The following is a 16,484-nucleotide window of genomic DNA, read 5'->3' on the forward strand; positions in this document are numbered from 1 at the left end:
CGCCAGCGTTCGTCCTGAGCCAGGATCAAACTCTCCAAAAAAACCTGACCCACAAAAGACCAACCCACAGGTCAGCCCAACTCAAAGAAACCCCAAAACGAGGGATCCTTCATATAAGCTCTACTGGCTTAATCTATCGACACACTGTTGAGTTCTCAAACAACACACGCACACCCATCACACGCACGCAACGCGATCCAGGGGCTTGTTACTGCCTCGAGTTTTCCCGACTCGAACTTCGTCCGAGCCAGGGACCGCCCACTCTACCACTTGCTGTGGGAGCTTGGTTCGCGGCCCCTCTGCCAGCACCCGTTCCCCTGTCCGGAGCCCGTTTCGTGCTGGCGAGAAGGAAGGTTACACGGTCGCCGTCAGCCCGATCAAACCGGTATCCCCTAACGGGAAAAGCGCAGGTCAGGCAACCACTTCCACGCCCGCGGTGCTGCGCTTGCCCCGGCGCAGCACCAACCACTTCCCGTGCAGCAGGTCGCCCTCCGTCGGCCGCCAGTCCTCGGCGGTCACCTTCGCGTTGTTCACGTAGGCACCGCCCTCGTTGACCGTGCGGCGAGCCGCGCCCCGGCTGTCCGCGAGCCCGGCGGTGACCAGCAGATCGACGATCGTGGGCTGCTCGGCCAGCCGAGCGGTCCCGGTCGGCGCCTCGGCCATGGCCGCGTCCAGCGTGGCGGCGTCCAGCTCGCGCAGTTCGCCCCGCCCGAACAGGGCCTGGCTCGCCGCGATCACCTGCCGGGTCTCGCGCTCACCGTGCACCAGCGTGGTGAACTCCCCGGCCAGCCGGCGCTGGGCGGCCCGCAACTGCGGCTTCTCCGCCGTGGACACGGCCAGCTCGTCGATCTCCTCCCGGGTGAGGAACGTGAACATGCGCAGGTACCGCAACGCGTCCTCGTCGCCGGCGTTGACGAAGTACTGGTACCACGCGTACGGCGAGGTCATCACCGGGTCGAGCCAGACGTTCCCGCCGCCGGTGGACTTGCCGAACTTCTTCCCGTCGGAATCGGTGACCAGGGGCAAGGTCAGCGCGTGCACCGCGATTCCGTCGACCCGGCGGACCAGGTCCACCCCGGAGATGATGTTGCCCCACTGGTCGGCGCCGCCGACCTGCAGCCGGCACTCGTGCCGGCGCCGCAGCTGCAGGTAGTCGTTGGCCTGCAACAACATGTAGCTGAACTCGGTGTAGGAGATGCCGTCCGACTCGAGCCGCCGTCTGATCGTGTCCCGGGCCAGCATCACGTTGACCGAGAAGTGCTTGCCGATGTCCCGCAGGAACGTGGTGACCGGTAGGTCGGCCGTCCAGGTCACGTTGTTCTCCACCAGCGCTCCGGCCGGCGAGGCGTCGAAGTCGACGAACCGCTCGAGCTGGCCCCGGATCCGTTCGGTCCACTCGGCGACCGTGTCCAGGGACTGCATGGCCCGCTCGCCGACCTCGCGGGGGTCGCCGACCAGCCCGGTGGCGCCACCGGCGAGCACGATCGGCCGGTGCCCGGCGCGCTGGAACCGGCGCAGCCCGAGCAGCGGGATCATGTGCCCGGCGTGCAAGCTCGGCCCGGTCGGGTCGAACCCGGCGTACAGCGTGATCGGCCCGGCGTCCAGGTCCCGGCGCAACGCGTCGAGATCGGTCGACTGCGCGATCAGCCCGCGCCAGCTCAGCTCGTCGAGAATGTGTTCGGCCACGAATGTCATCTTCCCGCACCGAATCCAGCGGGTTTCGGTGGATGCCGGCTATGCCGGCGAGGATGACCCGCGCCGTTTGCCGCCGCGGCGGTAGGTGCTGACGGACGTGGAGCTGTTGAGCCAGAAGCGCCAGGGGACGTCCACGGCGACGGCGACGCCGACGCGGGGGCCGACGTGGATCTCGTGATCCGCCACCGGGTTCCCGGCCAACAGCCGCACCGGGGAGCCGGGGTCGGTGAGGTCCACGCCGTTGTGGTCGCGGTCCAGGCCGAGCACGCCGGTGAGCCGGGCCGGGCCCTTGGCCAACTCGGCGGTGCTGCGCGCGCCCGGGCGCCGGAGGGCGGCAACGTCCACTCCGGACACGACCTCGCCGGCGCGGAGCAGCACCGCGCCCGGCACGCCGTCGGTCAACGACACCACGTTGGCGCAGAAATGCATGCCGTAGACGAAGTACACGTACAGGTGGCCGGCCGGGCCGAACATCACCTCGTTGCGCGCGGTCCGGCCGCGGTAGCAGTGGGAGGCCGGGTCGTCGCCGCCGCGGTACGCCTCGACCTCGGTGAGCCGGACACCGACGACCCCCTCGGGTAACTCCGACTCGAGCACGCAACCGAGCAGAAACTTCGCCGCGTCAACAGGGTCGACCGCCAGCTCCTGCCGGGTGAGCTGCCGGCCGGGCGGCGCTTCACCGGCAACGGACACGACGCCGAGCCTATACGGTGACCGGCGTTTGCCGTTCCGCCGTGGCCGCCGGCAGGTACAGCGGTGCGGCCAGAGCCAGCACCACCGCACCGGTCACGATCGCGGTGCTGACGGAGGTCGCGGTGGCGAGCGCGGTCAGCAGGATCAGGCCGAGCGCGCTGGCCGGCTGGCTGATCATCGAGTTGACCGACAGCACGGTCGAGCGGTGCGCGGCGGACACCTCGCGGTGCAGCAACGTGCTGTGGACCGGGTTGCTCGCACCGTGGACCAGGTAGGCCGCGAGGTATCCGGTCAGCACGCCGGCCGGTCCGGCGAGCAGGCCCATGCCGAGCACGGCGACGCCCTGCCCGATCCGCAACACGCCCGCGGTGACCGCGACGCCGATCCGGGCGCTCAGCAGCGGCACGAGGGCGGCACCCAGGGCGGAGACCAGCCACGCCGCGGAGCCGGCCGGACCGGTGATCGCTGCGGCCTCCCGCGGGCCACCGACCAGCTCGGCCAGCCGCACCGGCATGAGCTGCTCGAAGGTCACCATGCCGAAGCCCCAGCACAACTCCACCGCGACCAGGGCCAGCAGGACCTTGGACCGCCGGACCACCCGGACGCCGTCGGCCACCACCCCGGGCACCTCGCGCACCGATGCCAGCAGGGTGCGCCGATGTGCTCGCACGGGCTCACGCACCAGCAGCGCGACGGCGACGAGGCCGATCAGTTGCACAATGAGACCCAGAAGGATCGGTTGCACCAGAATGGGAATCCCGGGTAACCGGATCCAGGCGACGATTCCACCGGTGACCAGCGCACCCGCGCCGATCGACACGCCGGTCACCGCGCCGCCCGCGCCGAGCCCCCGCTCCAGTTTGGCGTTCGGATCGGCGGCCAGCGTGGTGTCGACGTACCAGGACTCCAGCGGCCCGCTGTCCAACGCCCGGAACACGCCCTGCAGCACGGCGACCGTCGCGAACATCGCGAACGTGTGAGCCACCGCCACGAGGCCCATCGACACGAGCGCGACCGCGCCGGCGAGCAGCAGCACCGGACGGCGGCCCCACGAGTCGGACAGGCCACCGGTCGGCAGCTCCAGCGCCAGGACCACGAAGCCCTGCAACGAGAACGCGAGCCCGGCCTGGGCCAGCGTCAGCCCCCGGTCCAGGGGCAGCAGGACGGTGATCGGCACCCACAGCCCGACCGGTAACCAGCGCAGCGCCAGCAACACCAGGTACCGTCGCCGGACCTGCCGCGGCGTCACGACTCCGCCCATTCGGTCGGCTCGGTCGGCAGCGCCTGCCAGTACACCGAGATCCGCCGTCGCCCCTCCACGGCCTCGGCCTCAGCGCGCGCGGCATGCCGCCTGATCACCTCCTCCAACTCGGCCGTCAGCTCCCGCACCTGCCCGGGGCTCAGGGTGAGCAGGAAGTCGGACATTTCGAGGGCGTCGCGCCACTCGAGTGGCCAGCCGGCGCGGACCTCCTCCCAGCGCCCGACCATGTCCAGGTAGATCCGCCAGTGGTGCTGCCGCAGCCAGTTCGACGCCGCACGCCCGTCCGGGTCGCCCTCGACGTCGGCCTCCCGCCAGCCGTGGGACCCCTGGGCGGCGGCCCAGTAGCGTTCCTTGCCGCGCCCCGCGCCAGTCTCCTCGACCAGCCCTACCTCGGCGAGCTTGCGCAGGTGGTAGCTGGTGGCGCCGGTGTTGGTCGCCAGCCGGACGGCCAGGGTGGTCGCCGTGGCGGCCCCGTGCAGCCGCAGCTCGCTCAGTAGGCGCGACCGCAGCGGATGGGCGAGCACGCGCAGGGCGTGGCTGTCGAGCTGGAGATGTTCGGGTCGTCCCATGCGTGCACAATAACTGTGCATGGAACCTATGCACAGCTATTGTGCATAGGTCCTATGACAGCTCCACCTCACCAGCGGGAGTACGGAGCACGGCGCGCAAGGCCGGCCGCGGGCCCTCGGTCACGGGAAGCGAGACGCCGAGCGCGGCCAGCTTGGCGCTGATCAGATCGGGTCGCGGGTGCACGCCGCCGAACGACAGCAACTCGGCACCGGGCGCCGCGCCAGCGGACGGATGCGGCGAGTCACCCCAGTCGATGAGGAACGGCACCACGCCGTCACCACTGTCCGGCTCGGGGTAGGCCAGCCGCCACTCGAGCAGCACCCCGTCCTCCCGGCGGCGGGACATGGACCTGATCTCCCCCGGGTCGTAGCCGGCGGCGCGGGCCCGCTCCACCGCGCCGGCCAGGTCGGAGACCCGCACCGCCCAGGTCGCCAGGCGTGGCTCGGTCAGCCCGGCAAGACCGAACGGCGGGGTGTGCGCCGGCGCGTCCGGGTCCGGCCCGAGCACCTCGAGGTAGGCACCGGAGCCAATCGCGGCAAGGAAGTTCATGGTGCCGAGGCCGACGTGCCGGCCGCCCGCGGTGAGCTCGACGCCCAGCCGGCGGCCGAGGTCGCGCACGGTCGGGGCGAGCTCCGGGGTGGCGTAGACCAGGTGATCGATCACCCGGCGGCCCACGCGCGGAGCTCGGTGAGCACGGCCTCGACGCGGTCCCGCTGCTCGGCGACCCGGGCCGGGGCGGTGCCGCCGTAGGCGTCCCGGGACGAGATCGAGCCCTCGACCGTGAGCACGTCGCGGACCTCGGGCGACAGGGCGGCGTGGATGCCGGCAAGTTCGTCGTCGGTCAGGTCGTCCAGGCCGGCGCCGCGGGACTCGGCGAGGCGGACGCTGGAGCCGGCCGCCTCGTGCGCCACCCGGAACGGAACTCCTTGGCGGACAAGCCATTCGGCGATGTCGGTGGCGAGGGTGAAGCCGGCCGGGGCGAGCTCGGCCATCCGGTCGGTGTCGAACCGCAGGGTGGCGAGCAGGCCGGCGAGTGCGGGGAGCAGCAGGTCGAGCTGGTCGACCGAGTCGAACAGCGGCTCCTTGTCCTCCTGGAGGTCCCGGTTGTAGGCCAGCGGTTGGGCCTTCAAGGTGGCGAGCAGGCCGGTCAGGTTGCCGATCAGGCGGCCGGACTTGCCGCGGGTCAGCTCGGCGACATCCGGGTTCTTCTTCTGCGGCATGATCGAGCTGCCGGTGGCCCAGGCGTCGTCGAGCACCGCGTAGCCGAACTCGGCGGTGGTCCAGATGATCACCTCTTCGGCGATCCGGGACAGGTCGACGCCGAGCATCGCCAGGCAGAACGCGATCTCGGCGGCGAAGTCCCGGGACGCGGTGCCGTCGATGGAGTTCTCCACCGGGGCGGCGAAACCCAGCTCCGCGGCGACCGCAGCGGGGTCGAGCCCGAGCGAGGAGCCGGCCAGCGCGCCGGAGCCGTACGGCGAGACGGCCGCGCGGCGGTCCCAGTCGCGCAGCCGGTCCACGTCCCGCAGCAGCGCCTGCACGTGCGCCAGCAGGTGGTGGGCGAGCAGCACCGGCTGGGCGTGCTGCAGGTGCGTGCGGCCGGGCAGCGCCGCATCCGGATGCCGCTTCGCTTGCGCCACCAGCGAATCCGCCACGTCCAGAACGCCGGCCACGACGCGGCGGGCGGCGTCGCGCAGGTACATCCGGAACAGCGTCGCGATCTGATCGTTGCGCGAGCGCCCGGCCCGCAGCTTCCCGCCGAGGTCCGCCCCTGCCCGCTCGAGCAGCCCCCGCTCCAGCGCCGTGTGCACGTCCTCGTCATCGGGCGACGGGGCGAACGCGCCGGACGCCACATCGGCGGCGAGGGTATCCAGCGCGGACAGCATGGCCTTCAGCTCGTCGTCGGTGAGGAGCTTCGCCCGGTGCAGCACCCGGGTGTGCGCCCGCGAGCCGGCGATGTCGTACGGCGCGAGCCGCCAGTCGAAATGCGTCGACACCGACAGCGCCGCCAGCGCGCCGGCCGGCCCGGAGTCGAACCGGCCGCCCCACAGCTGCACGGGCTCACCCATCACTTGGCCAGGTCGCGCTTGGCGGCGATCTTGCTGGGCAGGCCCCAGAGCTGCACGAAGCCCTTGGCCAGGGACTGGTCGAAGGAGTCGCCGGCGTCGTAGGTGGCCAGGTTGAAGTCGTACAGCGACTGCTCACTGCGCCGCCCGGTGACCACCGCGTTGCCGCCGCACAGGGTGAGCCGGACCTCGCCGCTGACGTGCTCCTGGGTCTTCGCGACGAACCCGTCGAGCGCGTTCTTCAACGGGGAGAACCAGAGCCCGTCGTAGACCAGCTCGCCCCAGCGCTGCTCCACCGACCGCTTGAACCGGGCCAGATCCCGCTCCACGGTGACGTTCTCCAGCTCCTGGTGCGCGGTGATCAGCGCGATGGCGCCCGGTGCCTCGTAGACCTCGCGCGACTTGATGCCCACCAGCCGGTCCTCGACCAAGTCGATGCGCCCCACGCCATGCGCGCCCGCCCGCCGGTTGAGCTGCTGGATGGCCTGCAGCATCGTCACCGTCTCGCCGTCGATGGCCACCGGGACGCCCCGGTCGAACGTGATCACCAGCTCGTCCGGCGCCTGCCAGGCGGTCGGGTCCTGGGTGTAGGAGTAGACGTCCTTGGTCGGCGCGTTCCACAGGTCCTCGAGGAACCCGGTTTCCACGGCCCGGCCCCAGACGTTCTGGTCGATGGAGAACGGCGACTTCTTGGACACCTCGATCGGCAGGCGGCGCTCCTCGGCCCAGGCGATGGCCTTCTCCCGGGTCCAGGCGTAGTCCCGGACCGGGGCGACCACCTTCAGCTCGGGGGACAGCGCGCCGATGCCGACCTCGAACCGCACCTGGTCGTTGCCTTTGCCGGTGCAGCCGTGCGCGACCGTGCCGGCGCCGTGGTAGCGGGCGGCCTCCACCAGGTGCTTGGCGATCAGCGGCCGGGACAGCGCCGACACCAGCGGGTAGCGGTCCATGTAGAGCGCGTTGGCCTGCAGCGCCGGCAGGCAGTAGCCCTCGGCGAACTCGTCGCGCGCGTCGGTGACCACCGCCTCCACGGCCCCGCAGTCCAGCGCGCGCTTGCGGATCGTGTCAAGATCCTCGCCGCCCTGGCCGACGTCAACCGCCACGGCGACCACCTCGGCGCCGGTCTCCTCGGCGATCCAGCCGATCGCCACCGAGGTATCCAGGCCGCCCGAGTAGGCCAGCACGATCCGCTCGGTCATCACTCACTCTCCTTCACGTCAACGGTGGAAACCCGGACGGCCATCCCGGTGAAAAGATCGGCCAGATCCCTGCCGGACAACGGTTCTCGCGCGACGACGAGCAGGGTGTCGTCGCCGCCGATGGTGCCGACGACCTCGTGCAGGGCCGAGCGGTCGATGGCGCTGGCCAGGAACTGCGCCGCTCCCGGCGGGGTGCGCAGCACCGTGATGTTGCCCGAGTGGTCGGCGGAGACCAGCAGTTCGCCGAGCAGCCGGGTCAGCCGGGAGGTGCCGCCCTGCACGCCGCGCACCGGGCTGCCGTCCTCGGGGATCACGTAGACCGGCACTCCCCCGTCGGCCCCGCGCAGCTTCACCGCGCCGAGCTCGTCGAGGTCCCGGGACAGCGTCGCCTGGGTGACCTCGATCCCTTCCCCGGCAAGGAGTTTCGCGAGCTCGGTCTGGCTGCGGATGCCCATCGAGGTGACCAGCTCGACGATCCGCGCCTGCCGCGCCACCCGGGTCGACGCCGAGTTGGTCATCGGTCCGCCAACCAGGTCAGCAGCGCCTTCTGGGCGTGCAGCCGGTTCTCCGCCTCGTCCCAGACCGCGCTCTGCGGGCCGTCGAGCACCTCGTCGGTGATCTCCCAGCCGCGGTGTGCCGGCAGGCAGTGCAGCACGATCGCGTCCGGCGCGGCGCGGGCCAGCAGCTCCGCGTTGACCTGGAACGGGCGGAACGGGGTGACCCGGTCGCGGCCGTCGTTCTCCTGCCCCATCGACGTCCACGCGTCGGTGACCACGACGTGCGCGCCGTCCACCGCGGCACGCGGGTCGGTGAGCATGACCGCGCTGCCGTCGGTCTCCTTCGCCCGGTGCTTCGCGTCGAGCAGAACCTCCTGCGGCGGGGTGAAACCGTCCGGGGTGGCCACCCGGACGTGCAGCCCGGCCGTGGCGCCGCCGAGCAGGTAGGACGGCGCCATGTTGCTGGTGCCGTCGCCGACGTAGGCCATGACCAGGCCGGCCAGCCGCCCGTGCCGCTCGCGGATGGTCTGCAGGTCGGCCAGGATCTGGCACGGGTGGAACTCGTTGGTCAGCGCGTTGACCACCGGAACCCGCGAGGCGGCCGCCATCGCGTCGATCCGGGCCTGGGCGAACGTCCGCCACACCACGAAGTCGACGTAGCGGGACAGCACCCGCGAGGTGTCCTCGATGGTCTCCTCGCGGCCGAGCTGCATGGTCCGCCCGTCGACGATCACCGGCGTCCCGCCGAGCTGGGCGATGCCGACCTCGAAGGACAGCCGGGTGCGGGTGGAGTTCTTCTCGAAGATCACCGCGACCGACTTCCCGGCCAGCGACCGGGTGCCGAGCGGGTCCCGCTTCACCGCGGCGGCCAGGTCCAGCACGGCGGTCTGCTCGTCCGGGCTGAGGTCGTCGTCGCGCAGGAAGTGCCTAACCACGGGACCCCACCTCCAGGACGGCCGGCAGGGCACCGAGGAAGTCCTCGACCTGCTGGTGATCGACGATCAGCGGCGGGGCCAGCCGGATGGTGTCCGGCTGCACGTTGTTGACCAGAAAACCGGAGTCCTGTGCGGCTTTGGCGACCGCGGCGGAGACCGGCTCGCGCAGCGCGATGCCGAGCAGCAATCCGGTGCCGCGGACGCCGGCCACCAGCGGGTGGTCGAGCGCCTCCACGCCGGCGGCGAGGTCCTTGCCCATCGCCGCGGCGTGCTCACACAGCCCGTCCGCGGCGATCGTGCGGAGCACCGCGAGCCCGGCCGCGCAGGCCACCGGGTTGCCGCCGAACGTGGTGCCGTGCTGGCCCGGCTGCAGCAGGTCGGCCGCCGCGCCCACGCCGATGCACGCCCCGAGGGGAAGCCCGCCGCCGAGGCCCTTGGCCAGGGTGATCACGTCCGGGGTGATCCCGGCCTGCTGGAAGGCGAACCAGCTCCCCTGCCGGCCGATCCCGGTCTGCACCTCGTCCAGCACCAGCAGCGCGCCGGCCTTCGCGGTGATCTCCCGGGCCGCCTGCAGGTAGCCGTCGGGCGCGGGCACCACGCCGCCCTCGCCGAGCACCGGCTCCAGGAACACTGCCGCGGTCTCACCGTCCACAACGGACTCCAGGGCCGCGGTGTCGCCGTACGGGACGTGCGTGACACCGGGAATGAGAGGCACGAACGGGGTGCGCTTGGGCTCCTGGCCGGTGAGCGTGAGGGCACCCATGGTGCGGCCGTGGAACGCCCCGGTGCAGGCCACCAGCTTGGTGCGGCCGGTGAGCCGGGTGAGCTTCAGCGCGGCCTCGACCGCCTCCGCGCCGGAGTTGCAGAACACCACCTTTCCTTGCCCGGCAAGGCCGGCGACGTCGAGCAGCGCCTCGGCGAGCGCCACGGTGACCGGGTTGACGTAGAGGTTCGAGGTGTGGCCCAGCGCCCCGATCTGCTCGGTCACCGCGGTGACGATGGCCGGGTGCGCGTGGCCGAGCGCGTTCACCGCGATCCCGCCGACGAGGTCGAGGTAGCGTTTCCCGTCGGCGTCCCAGACGTACGCGCCCTCGCCGCGTACCAGGGTGAGCGCCGGCGTGCCGTAGTTGTTCATCAACGACGACCGCCACCGCGCCTGTCCATCCACATTGGACGCGATCATTCGTCCTCCACATCCGGTAGCACCATGGTTCCGATGCCGTGGCTGGTGAACACCTCGAGCAGCACCGAGTGCGCCAGCCGCCCGTCGATCACGTGCGCCCTCGGCACGCCGCCGCGCACCGCGTCCCGGCACGCCTCCATCTTCGGGATCATCCCGGTGGCCAGGTGCGGCAGCAGCTTCTCCAGGTCGGTCACCCGGATCTCCTGCAGCAGCGACGTTCGGTCCGGCCAGTCGGCGTACAGACCCTCGACGTCGGTCAGCACGACGAGCTTCTTGGCCCCCAGCGCCACCGCGAGCGCCGCGGCCGCGGTATCGGCGTTCACGTTGTGCGTCACGCCGTTGACGTCCGAGGCCACGGTGGACACCACGGGAATCCGGCCGGCGTGCACGATGTCCAGCACCGCGGCCGGGTTCACCTTGACCACCTCGCCGACCAGGCCGAGGTCCACCGTCTCGCCGTCCACCACCGCGGTGCGCCGCTCGGCGGTGAGCAGCCGCGCGTCCTCGCCGGAGATGCCGACGGCGTACGGGCCGTGCGCGTTGATCAACCCGACCAGCTCGCGGCTGACCTGGCCGGTGAGCACCATCCGCACCACGTCCATGGTCTCCGGGGTGGTCACCCGCAGGCCCGCCCTGAACTCGCCGGGAATGCCGAGCCGGCTGAGCATCGCGGTGATCTGCGGGCCGCCGCCGTGCACCACCACCGGGTGCAGGCCGGCGAGCTTGAGGAACACCATGTCCTGCGCGAAAGCCGCCTTCAGCTCTTCGTCGACCATGGCGTTGCCGCCGTACTTCACCACCACGGTCGCGCCGTGGAACCGTTGCAACCACGGTAAAGCCTCGACCAGCACGGCGGCCTTCGCCACCGCCTGGTCCCGTTCCCGCACGTGGCTCATGTGGAGTACACGCTGTTCTCGTGGACGTAGCCGTGGGTCAGGTCGTTGGTCCAGATCGTCGCCGTGGCCTCGCCCGCCTTGAGGTCGACGGTGACGCTCACCGCGCGGTTCTTCATGTCCACCTTGTCCCGCGACTCCCCCGGCCCGCCGTCCCGGCAGATCCACACGCCGTTCACCGCGACGTCCAAAGTGGACGGCTCGAAGGTGGCTCTCGTGGTGCCGACAGCGGCCAGGATCCGGCCCCAGTTGGGGTCGTTGCCGAACACCGCGCACTTGAACAGGTTGCTGCGGGCGATGGCCCGGCCGACCTCGACCGCCTCGTCCTCGCTCGCGGCGTGCGCCACCTCGATGGCGATGTCGTGCTCGGCGCCCTCGGCGTCGGCGAGCAGCTGCTGGGCGAGATCGTGGCAGACCTCGCGGACCGCCTGGGCGAACGCGTCGTCGTCCGGCGTGGATCCGCTGGCCCCGCTGCACATCAGCAGCACGGTGTCGTTGGTGGACATGCAGCCGTCGGAGTCGAGCCGGTCGAAGGTGACCCGGCAGGCTTCACGCAGGGCGCGGTCGGCGGTACCGGCGTCCACGGCGGCGTCGGTGGTGAGTACGACCAGCATGGTGGCCAGCGCCGGGGCGAGCATGCCGGCGCCCTTGGCCATCCCGCCGACCGTCCAGCCGTCGCCGCGGTACACGGCTTCCTTGCTGCGGGTGTCCGTGGTCATGATCGCGGTGGCGGCGTCCGCACCGCCTTGCGGAGACAGCGCGGCGGCGGCGTTGTCAATACCGGCAAGGAGTTTGGGCCCGTCGAGCTGCTCGCCGATGAGCCCGGTGGAGCAGACCACCACGTCGATGGCGCCGACGTCGAGGAGGTTGGCGACGCGCTCGGCGGAGGCGTGGGTGTTCTGGAATCCCTCGGGACCGGTGTAGCAGTTGGCTCCGCCGGAGTTGAGGACGACGGCCTTCGCGCGCCGGGTGGCCATCACCCGCTCGCTCCACAGCACGGGATTTGCCTTGCAGCGGTTGGCGGTGAACACCGCGGCGGCGGCGTCCGCCGGGCCGTCGTTGACCACCAGGGCCACGTCCGGCTTGCCGCTCGGCTTCAGCCCGGCGGTGATCCCGGCGGCCCGGAACCCCTTCGGCGCGGTCACGGTCATGGTGCGACTCCCACGGTGGTCAGGCCGGCGGTCTCGGGCAGGCCGAGCGCCAGGTTCATGGACTGCACCGCGGCGCCGGCGGTGCCCTTGGTCAGGTTGTCGATGGCCGCGACGACCACCAGCCGCCGCGCGTCGTCGTCCACGGTCACCTGCAGCTGCACGGCGTTCGAGCCGAGCACGGCGGCGGTCGTGGGCCAGGCTCCGGCCGGCAGCAGGTGCACGAACGGCTCGTCCCGGTAGGCCTTCCCGTACGCGGCGCGCGCGGCTTCGGTGTCCACTTCGGACCGTGCCGGCGCGCTGCAGGTGGCCAGGATGCCGCGCGGCATCGGGGCGAGCACCGGGGTGAACGAGACCTTGACCGGGGTCTGGGCGATCCGGCCGAGGTTCTGGGCGATCTCCGGGGTGTGCCGGTGGGTTCCGCCGACCCCGTAGGCGCTCGCCGAGCCCATCACCTCGGCGGCGAGCAGGTGCGGCTTGAGGCTCCGGCCCGCGCCGGACGTCCCGCTCACCGCGACCACCACCACGTCCGGCTCGGCGAGGTCCGCGGCCAGCGCCGGGGCGAGGGCGAGCGAGGCCGCCGTCGGGTAGCATCCCGGCACCGCGATCCGGCGGGCGCCGCGCAGGTCCTCCCGGGCGCCGGGCAGCTCCGGCAGCCCGTACGGCCAGGACCCCGCGTGCGCGCCGCCGTACCAGCGCCGCCAGTCCGCCACGCTGGTGAGCCGGTGGTCGGCGCCGCAGTCGACGACGAGCACGGCCGCGCCCAGCTCCGCGGCGATCGCGGCGGAGTGCCCGTGCGGCAGCGCGAGAAACACGACGTCGTGGCCGGCCAGCGCCTCGGGCGTGGTGTCGGCCAGCACCCGGCCGGCCAGCGGCAGGAGGTGCGGCTGGTGGGCGGCGAGCGTCGTGCCGGCGTTCCCGCCCGCGGTCAGCGCGCCGATCTCCACGTCAGGGTGGCCGAGCAGCAGGCGGAGCAACTCCCCGCCGGCGTAACCGCTGGCGCCGGCAACCGCGACCCTGACCTTCACGTGGATGATTATGCACAACCCTGCAAATCCAATCAACGTGACGAGGTACCCACCGGCGTCCTGGCGCGCGGTCGTTCGATCAGCTAAGGGCCCGGTTACAGTGGGACGGGTGCGATCACTGGAGAAGAGCACGGTTGTGATCACCGGGGCGACCAGTGGGCTTGGCCGCTACCTGGCCGAGCAGGTGGCCGCCCTGGGGGCGCAGGTGGTGGTGCACGGCCGGGACTCCGAACGGCTCGAGCGCGCCCGGGACGAGATCACCGCCGCGACCGGGAACGAGCATATGGACACGGTCCGGGCGGATCTGGCCTCGCTGGCCGAGGTCGAGGCGCTGGCCGGCGAGCTGGAGCGCCGTTTCGACCGGATCGACGTGCTGGTCAGCAACGCGGGGATCGGGTTCGGGGCACCCGACTCGGGCCGGCAGGTCAGCGCGGACGGCTACGAGCTGCGCTTCGCGGTCAACTATCTGGCCGGCTACCACCTCACCCGCCGGCTCCTGCCGCTCCTGGCCGGGCGGGTGGTCAACGTCTCCTCGGCCGGCCAGCAGCCGATCGACTTCGCCGATGTGCAGCTGGAACGGTCCTACGACGGGGTTTCCGCCTACCGGCAGGCGAAGCTCGCCCAGATCATGTTCAGCTTCGACCTCGCCGAAGAGCTGCGGGACCGCGGGGTGACCGTGAACGCCCTGCACCCCGCCACGTTCATGGACACCGCGATGGTGCACGAGGCCGGCATCGGCGTGCTGAACACCGTCGAGGAGGGGGGCACCGCCACGCTGCGGCTCATCGCGGACCCCGCGCTGGACCGGGTGACCGGCCGGTATTTCGACGGCACCAGGGAGACCCGCGCGCTCGACCAGGCCTACGACCCGGCCGCACGAGCGCGACTCCGCGAGCTGTCCGAGGAACTGGTCAGGCGGGCACTGGGCTCATAATGGCCGGGTGGCCGATGACGCCGAACTCACATATGCCCAGGGGCGGCTACCCGATCGCACCTACGCGTCGAAGTCATTTCCCTACCCCTGGGCCAGTTCCGCCGACCACGGTCAGCCGGCCAGGTTTGTGCACAAGGTCTTCGATCCCGCCGGGGAAACCGTTGCGGAGTTCGACGGCGAGCAGTGGGTGATTCGGGAGACCAAGGCGGGCCGCTATCAGGTCAAGCTGCTCGTCGCCCGGGAAGCCGGGAAAGTCAAGCAGCTCTGGATACAGCGCGTTCCGGGCGACGGCGGCTCCGGGAAAGTCGACGTGCTGCTGAACCTGAGCCAGCCGGAGCTCGGCCGGCTGGTCGAGCTGTTGCGCAACCTGGATTACATTCCGATCGAGGGTGAGGAGACGGTTCGGGTCGACGACGCTCTGATCCGGGAGTTGTTCCGCACCCCCGGCGTACTGATGTCGATCTATCAGAAGGACCCCGAGCGGTTCCGGCAGCTGATCTCCGATGACGAGTCGGCCCGGGACGTGATCGCGGTGTCGCGCCGCCGGAACCAGGTCCAGCGGTTCCGGCGGTTGCTCGACGACGACGATTACTTCGCCGGCGAGGTCGCCCGCACGCCCGGCCGCCGGCGGGAGGCGGTGTGGCAGCGGTTCTTCGAGGAGAACCCGTGGATTCTGGGCGTCCCGCTGACCGGCCAGCTGCTCACCTCGTGGAGCCACGAACGGCTGGAGCAGGTGGTCGCTGGGTCCTCGGTCTCGGGGGCGGGAAAGCGCGCGGACGCTTTGCTCCGTACCTCGGGCCGGATCAAGTCCATGGTGTTCGCCGAGATCAAGACCCACCGGGCGGCGCTGCTGGCCAGCAAGGAGTACCGGCCGGGCTGCTGGGCGCCGTCCACCGAACTGTCCGGCGGGGTCGCCCAGGTGCAGGGCACCGTGCACCGCGCAGTCACCGAGATCGGCGAGCGGCTCCAGGACACCGCGGCGGACGGTTCCGACCTGCCCGGCGAGTTCACCTACATGCTGCGGCCGCGGGCGTTCCTCGTCATCGGCAACCTCGACCAGCTGCGCGGAACGGCCGGGGGCGACAACCGCGACCGCGTCCGCTCCTTCGAGCTCTACCGGCGGCAACTGCAGGAGCCGGAGATCGTGACCTTCGACGAACTCCTCGCCCGCGCCGAATGGCACGTCACCACGGCCAGCAACGAAACCGTCAGCTGAGCCTGACCTCGTGTGTGCGGCCGTCCGGGTCGGTGAAATCGAGCAGCCGGGCGGCTTCCGCGGCCACCGCTGAGGCGTCCTTCTTGGACAGCTTGCCGAAAGGTCTGATGTGGGCGGTGGCGGTGGTGCGGGTCCGGTCGAGCTTCCAGGTGCCGCGGACGAATCCGTCGATGAGAAACGCGGGCATCGGGGCGTCGTTCTTGGTGGCGAACAATGCGGCGCGAGATTCGTCGGTCATGATCCGGCGGCGGTCGGTGTGCGAGCGGAGGCAGTTGTCGTATTCCGGGAGCAGGCGTACCGGGGCCGCGGTGTCCGGGTCGGCGAAGAGGCCGTCCGGGACGTCGAAGAGCTCGGTGCCGGACTCGTCGCGGAAGGTGCGGAGATCGAGGCGTCGGACGACGTCGCGGAGGCCGGTGAGGCCGCACCAGGTCTGCATGTCCTTGACCGACGCGGGGCCGAACGCGGCGAGGTAGCGCGGGATGACGGCATCGAGCCGGGCGTCCGGGTCGACGTCGCGGCCGAGCCACGATTGGATCGTGGTGAGCCGGGCCTGGCCGCCACGACCCCAGATTCCCTTGGGCGGCACGTGGATCAGCGGAAGCAGATAGCGGGCGGCGCGGGCCATCGACTCGGGATCGAGGTCGGGGCGGCGCTCGCCGAGCAGCACGCGCAGCTCGGCCAGGGTGCGCGGGGCCTCGTCGAGCAGGTCGCCGGCGAGCTTCAGCACGGCGTCGACCTCGGCCGGCGGCGGCAGCAGCGGCGAGTTCTGCACCGCACGGGCGAAAATCGAGCGCAGCAGGGGTTGCAGCAGCAGGCAGTCGCGGGCGCTGACCAGGTGGATGGTGCCGCGCATGAGGCTCGCCCGGACCAGGCGGCGGTCGAGGATCGCGTCCGACACGTCGGCCACGGCGAACCCGTCGAACCGGGACCACAGACCGAGGTACGGCGCGTTCGGCGACTGCGCCTGCATGCCGACCAGGTGCTCGACCGCGTCGACGGCGGGCCGGTCCACCCGCTTGAGCAGCAGCTGGCGGGCCAGCAGGGCGCGGTTCAGCTCGCGGCTGGTGAGCACCTCGACCGGCATGCCCGGAGACTAACCGGGCGCCCCGACCATTTCGGCCGGGGCGCCCAGCTAACGGAACCTCAGGGGACCGTGACGGCACTCA

General features: G+C 71.4%; 16 protein-coding genes. 2 read left to right on the plus strand and 14 right to left on the minus strand.

Going from position 1 to position 16,484, the window contains the following annotated elements; translation table 11 throughout:
- Positions 1 to 411: 411 nt before the first annotated feature.
- Genes tyrS through argC form a run of 13 tightly spaced genes read right to left on the minus strand, consistent with a single transcriptional unit; the run spans position 412 to position 13,168 of the window.
- Entirely contained in the window at positions 412 to 1,686 is a 1,275-nt protein-coding gene (gene tyrS, locus VGR06_RS10230) for a tyrosine--tRNA ligase (RefSeq protein WP_327558758.1), read from the minus strand.
- A 48-nt stretch (positions 1,687 to 1,734) separates the two neighbouring features.
- On the minus strand, positions 1,735 to 2,388 hold the full coding sequence (locus VGR06_RS10235; RefSeq protein WP_327558759.1) for a DNA-3-methyladenine glycosylase: 654 nt from the start codon (positions 2,386 to 2,388) through the stop codon (positions 1,735 to 1,737).
- 10 nt (positions 2,389 to 2,398) lie between these two features.
- Positions 2,399 to 3,649 carry an MFS transporter gene (locus VGR06_RS10240; RefSeq protein ID WP_327558760.1) on the minus strand — a complete coding sequence of 417 codons (1,251 nt, stop codon included), beginning with the start codon at positions 3,647 to 3,649 and terminating at the stop codon, positions 2,399 to 2,401.
- Entirely contained in the window at positions 3,634 to 4,218 is a 585-nt protein-coding gene (locus tag VGR06_RS10245) for a helix-turn-helix domain-containing protein (RefSeq protein ID WP_327558761.1), read from the minus strand. Before VGR06_RS10245 ends, VGR06_RS10240 begins: the two co-directional genes overlap by 16 nt.
- Before the next feature lie 52 nt (positions 4,219 to 4,270).
- Positions 4,271 to 4,894: a VOC family protein gene (locus VGR06_RS10250; protein WP_327558762.1), complete on the minus strand. Its 624-nt coding sequence runs from the start codon at positions 4,892 to 4,894 to the stop codon at positions 4,271 to 4,273.
- Entirely contained in the window at positions 4,879 to 6,288 is a 1,410-nt protein-coding gene (gene argH / locus VGR06_RS10255; protein ID WP_327558763.1) for an argininosuccinate lyase, read from the minus strand. Before argH ends, VGR06_RS10250 begins: the two co-directional genes overlap by 16 nt.
- Entirely contained in the window at positions 6,288 to 7,484 is a 1,197-nt protein-coding gene (locus VGR06_RS10260) for an argininosuccinate synthase (protein ID WP_327558764.1), read from the minus strand. The genes argH and VGR06_RS10260 overlap by 1 nt, the downstream gene beginning before the upstream one ends.
- Entirely contained in the window at positions 7,484 to 8,002 is a 519-nt protein-coding gene (locus VGR06_RS10265) for an arginine repressor (protein WP_327558765.1), read from the minus strand. Before VGR06_RS10265 ends, VGR06_RS10260 begins: the two co-directional genes overlap by 1 nt.
- Positions 7,999 to 8,916, minus strand: a complete 918-nt coding sequence (gene argF / locus VGR06_RS10270) for an ornithine carbamoyltransferase (protein WP_327558766.1) — start codon at positions 8,914 to 8,916, stop codon at positions 7,999 to 8,001. The genes VGR06_RS10265 and argF overlap by 4 nt, the downstream gene beginning before the upstream one ends.
- Complete coding sequence (locus VGR06_RS10275) at positions 8,909 to 10,099, minus strand: acetylornithine transaminase (RefSeq protein WP_327558767.1); 1,191 nt, start codon at positions 10,097 to 10,099, stop codon at positions 8,909 to 8,911. The genes argF and VGR06_RS10275 overlap by 8 nt, the downstream gene beginning before the upstream one ends.
- On the minus strand, positions 10,096 to 10,995 hold the full coding sequence (gene argB / locus VGR06_RS10280) for an acetylglutamate kinase (RefSeq protein ID WP_327558768.1): 900 nt from the start codon (positions 10,993 to 10,995) through the stop codon (positions 10,096 to 10,098). The genes VGR06_RS10275 and argB overlap by 4 nt, the downstream gene beginning before the upstream one ends.
- Positions 10,992 to 12,143: a bifunctional glutamate N-acetyltransferase/amino-acid acetyltransferase ArgJ gene (gene argJ, locus VGR06_RS10285; protein WP_327558769.1), complete on the minus strand. Its 1,152-nt coding sequence runs from the start codon at positions 12,141 to 12,143 to the stop codon at positions 10,992 to 10,994. The genes argB and argJ overlap by 4 nt, the downstream gene beginning before the upstream one ends.
- Entirely contained in the window at positions 12,140 to 13,168 is a 1,029-nt protein-coding gene (gene argC, locus VGR06_RS10290) for an N-acetyl-gamma-glutamyl-phosphate reductase (protein ID WP_327558770.1), read from the minus strand. The genes argJ and argC overlap by 4 nt, the downstream gene beginning before the upstream one ends.
- Positions 13,169 to 13,277: 109 nt before the next feature.
- On the opposite strand from argC, the gene VGR06_RS10295 reads away from it, so the two are divergent.
- Both VGR06_RS10295 and VGR06_RS10300 read left to right on the plus strand, forming a co-directional pair.
- Positions 13,278 to 14,102: an SDR family NAD(P)-dependent oxidoreductase gene (locus VGR06_RS10295; protein WP_327558771.1), complete on the plus strand. Its 825-nt coding sequence runs from the start codon at positions 13,278 to 13,280 to the stop codon at positions 14,100 to 14,102.
- 7 nt (positions 14,103 to 14,109) lie between these two features.
- Entirely contained in the window at positions 14,110 to 15,318 is a 1,209-nt protein-coding gene (locus VGR06_RS10300; protein ID WP_327558772.1) for a Shedu immune nuclease family protein, read from the plus strand.
- Here the strand turns inward: VGR06_RS10300 and VGR06_RS10305 are convergent.
- On the minus strand, positions 15,311 to 16,402 hold the full coding sequence (locus VGR06_RS10305; protein WP_327558773.1) for a winged helix DNA-binding domain-containing protein: 1,092 nt from the start codon (positions 16,400 to 16,402) through the stop codon (positions 15,311 to 15,313). The genes VGR06_RS10300 and VGR06_RS10305 overlap by 8 nt on opposite strands.
- Between the last annotated feature and the right edge of the window lie 82 nt (positions 16,403 to 16,484).

This window comes from Actinophytocola sp. (assembly GCF_036002505.1).
Taxonomy (GTDB): Bacteria; Actinomycetota; Actinomycetes; order Mycobacteriales; family Pseudonocardiaceae; genus DASYTH01.

Coding starts and splice junctions, on each gene's coding strand:
- VGR06_RS10240 (WP_327558760.1), bottom strand. CDS start 3,649: ATGGGCGGAGTCGTGACGCCGCGGCAGGTCCGGCGACGGTACCTGGTG.
- VGR06_RS10245 (WP_327558761.1), bottom strand. CDS start 4,218: ATGGGACGACCCGAACATCTCCAGCTCGACAGCCACGCCCTGCGCGTG.
- argH (WP_327558763.1), bottom strand. CDS start 6,288: ATGGGTGAGCCCGTGCAGCTGTGGGGCGGCCGGTTCGACTCCGGGCCG.
- VGR06_RS10260 (WP_327558764.1), bottom strand. CDS start 7,484: ATGACCGAGCGGATCGTGCTGGCCTACTCGGGCGGCCTGGATACCTCG.
- VGR06_RS10265 (WP_327558765.1), bottom strand. CDS start 8,002: ATGACCAACTCGGCGTCGACCCGGGTGGCGCGGCAGGCGCGGATCGTC.
- VGR06_RS10275 (WP_327558767.1), bottom strand. CDS start 10,099: ATGATCGCGTCCAATGTGGATGGACAGGCGCGGTGGCGGTCGTCGTTG.
- argB (WP_327558768.1), bottom strand. CDS start 10,995: ATGAGCCACGTGCGGGAACGGGACCAGGCGGTGGCGAAGGCCGCCGTG.
- argJ (WP_327558769.1), bottom strand. CDS start 12,143: ATGACCGTGACCGCGCCGAAGGGGTTCCGGGCCGCCGGGATCACCGCC.
- VGR06_RS10305 (WP_327558773.1), bottom strand. CDS start 16,402: ATGCCGGTCGAGGTGCTCACCAGCCGCGAGCTGAACCGCGCCCTGCTG.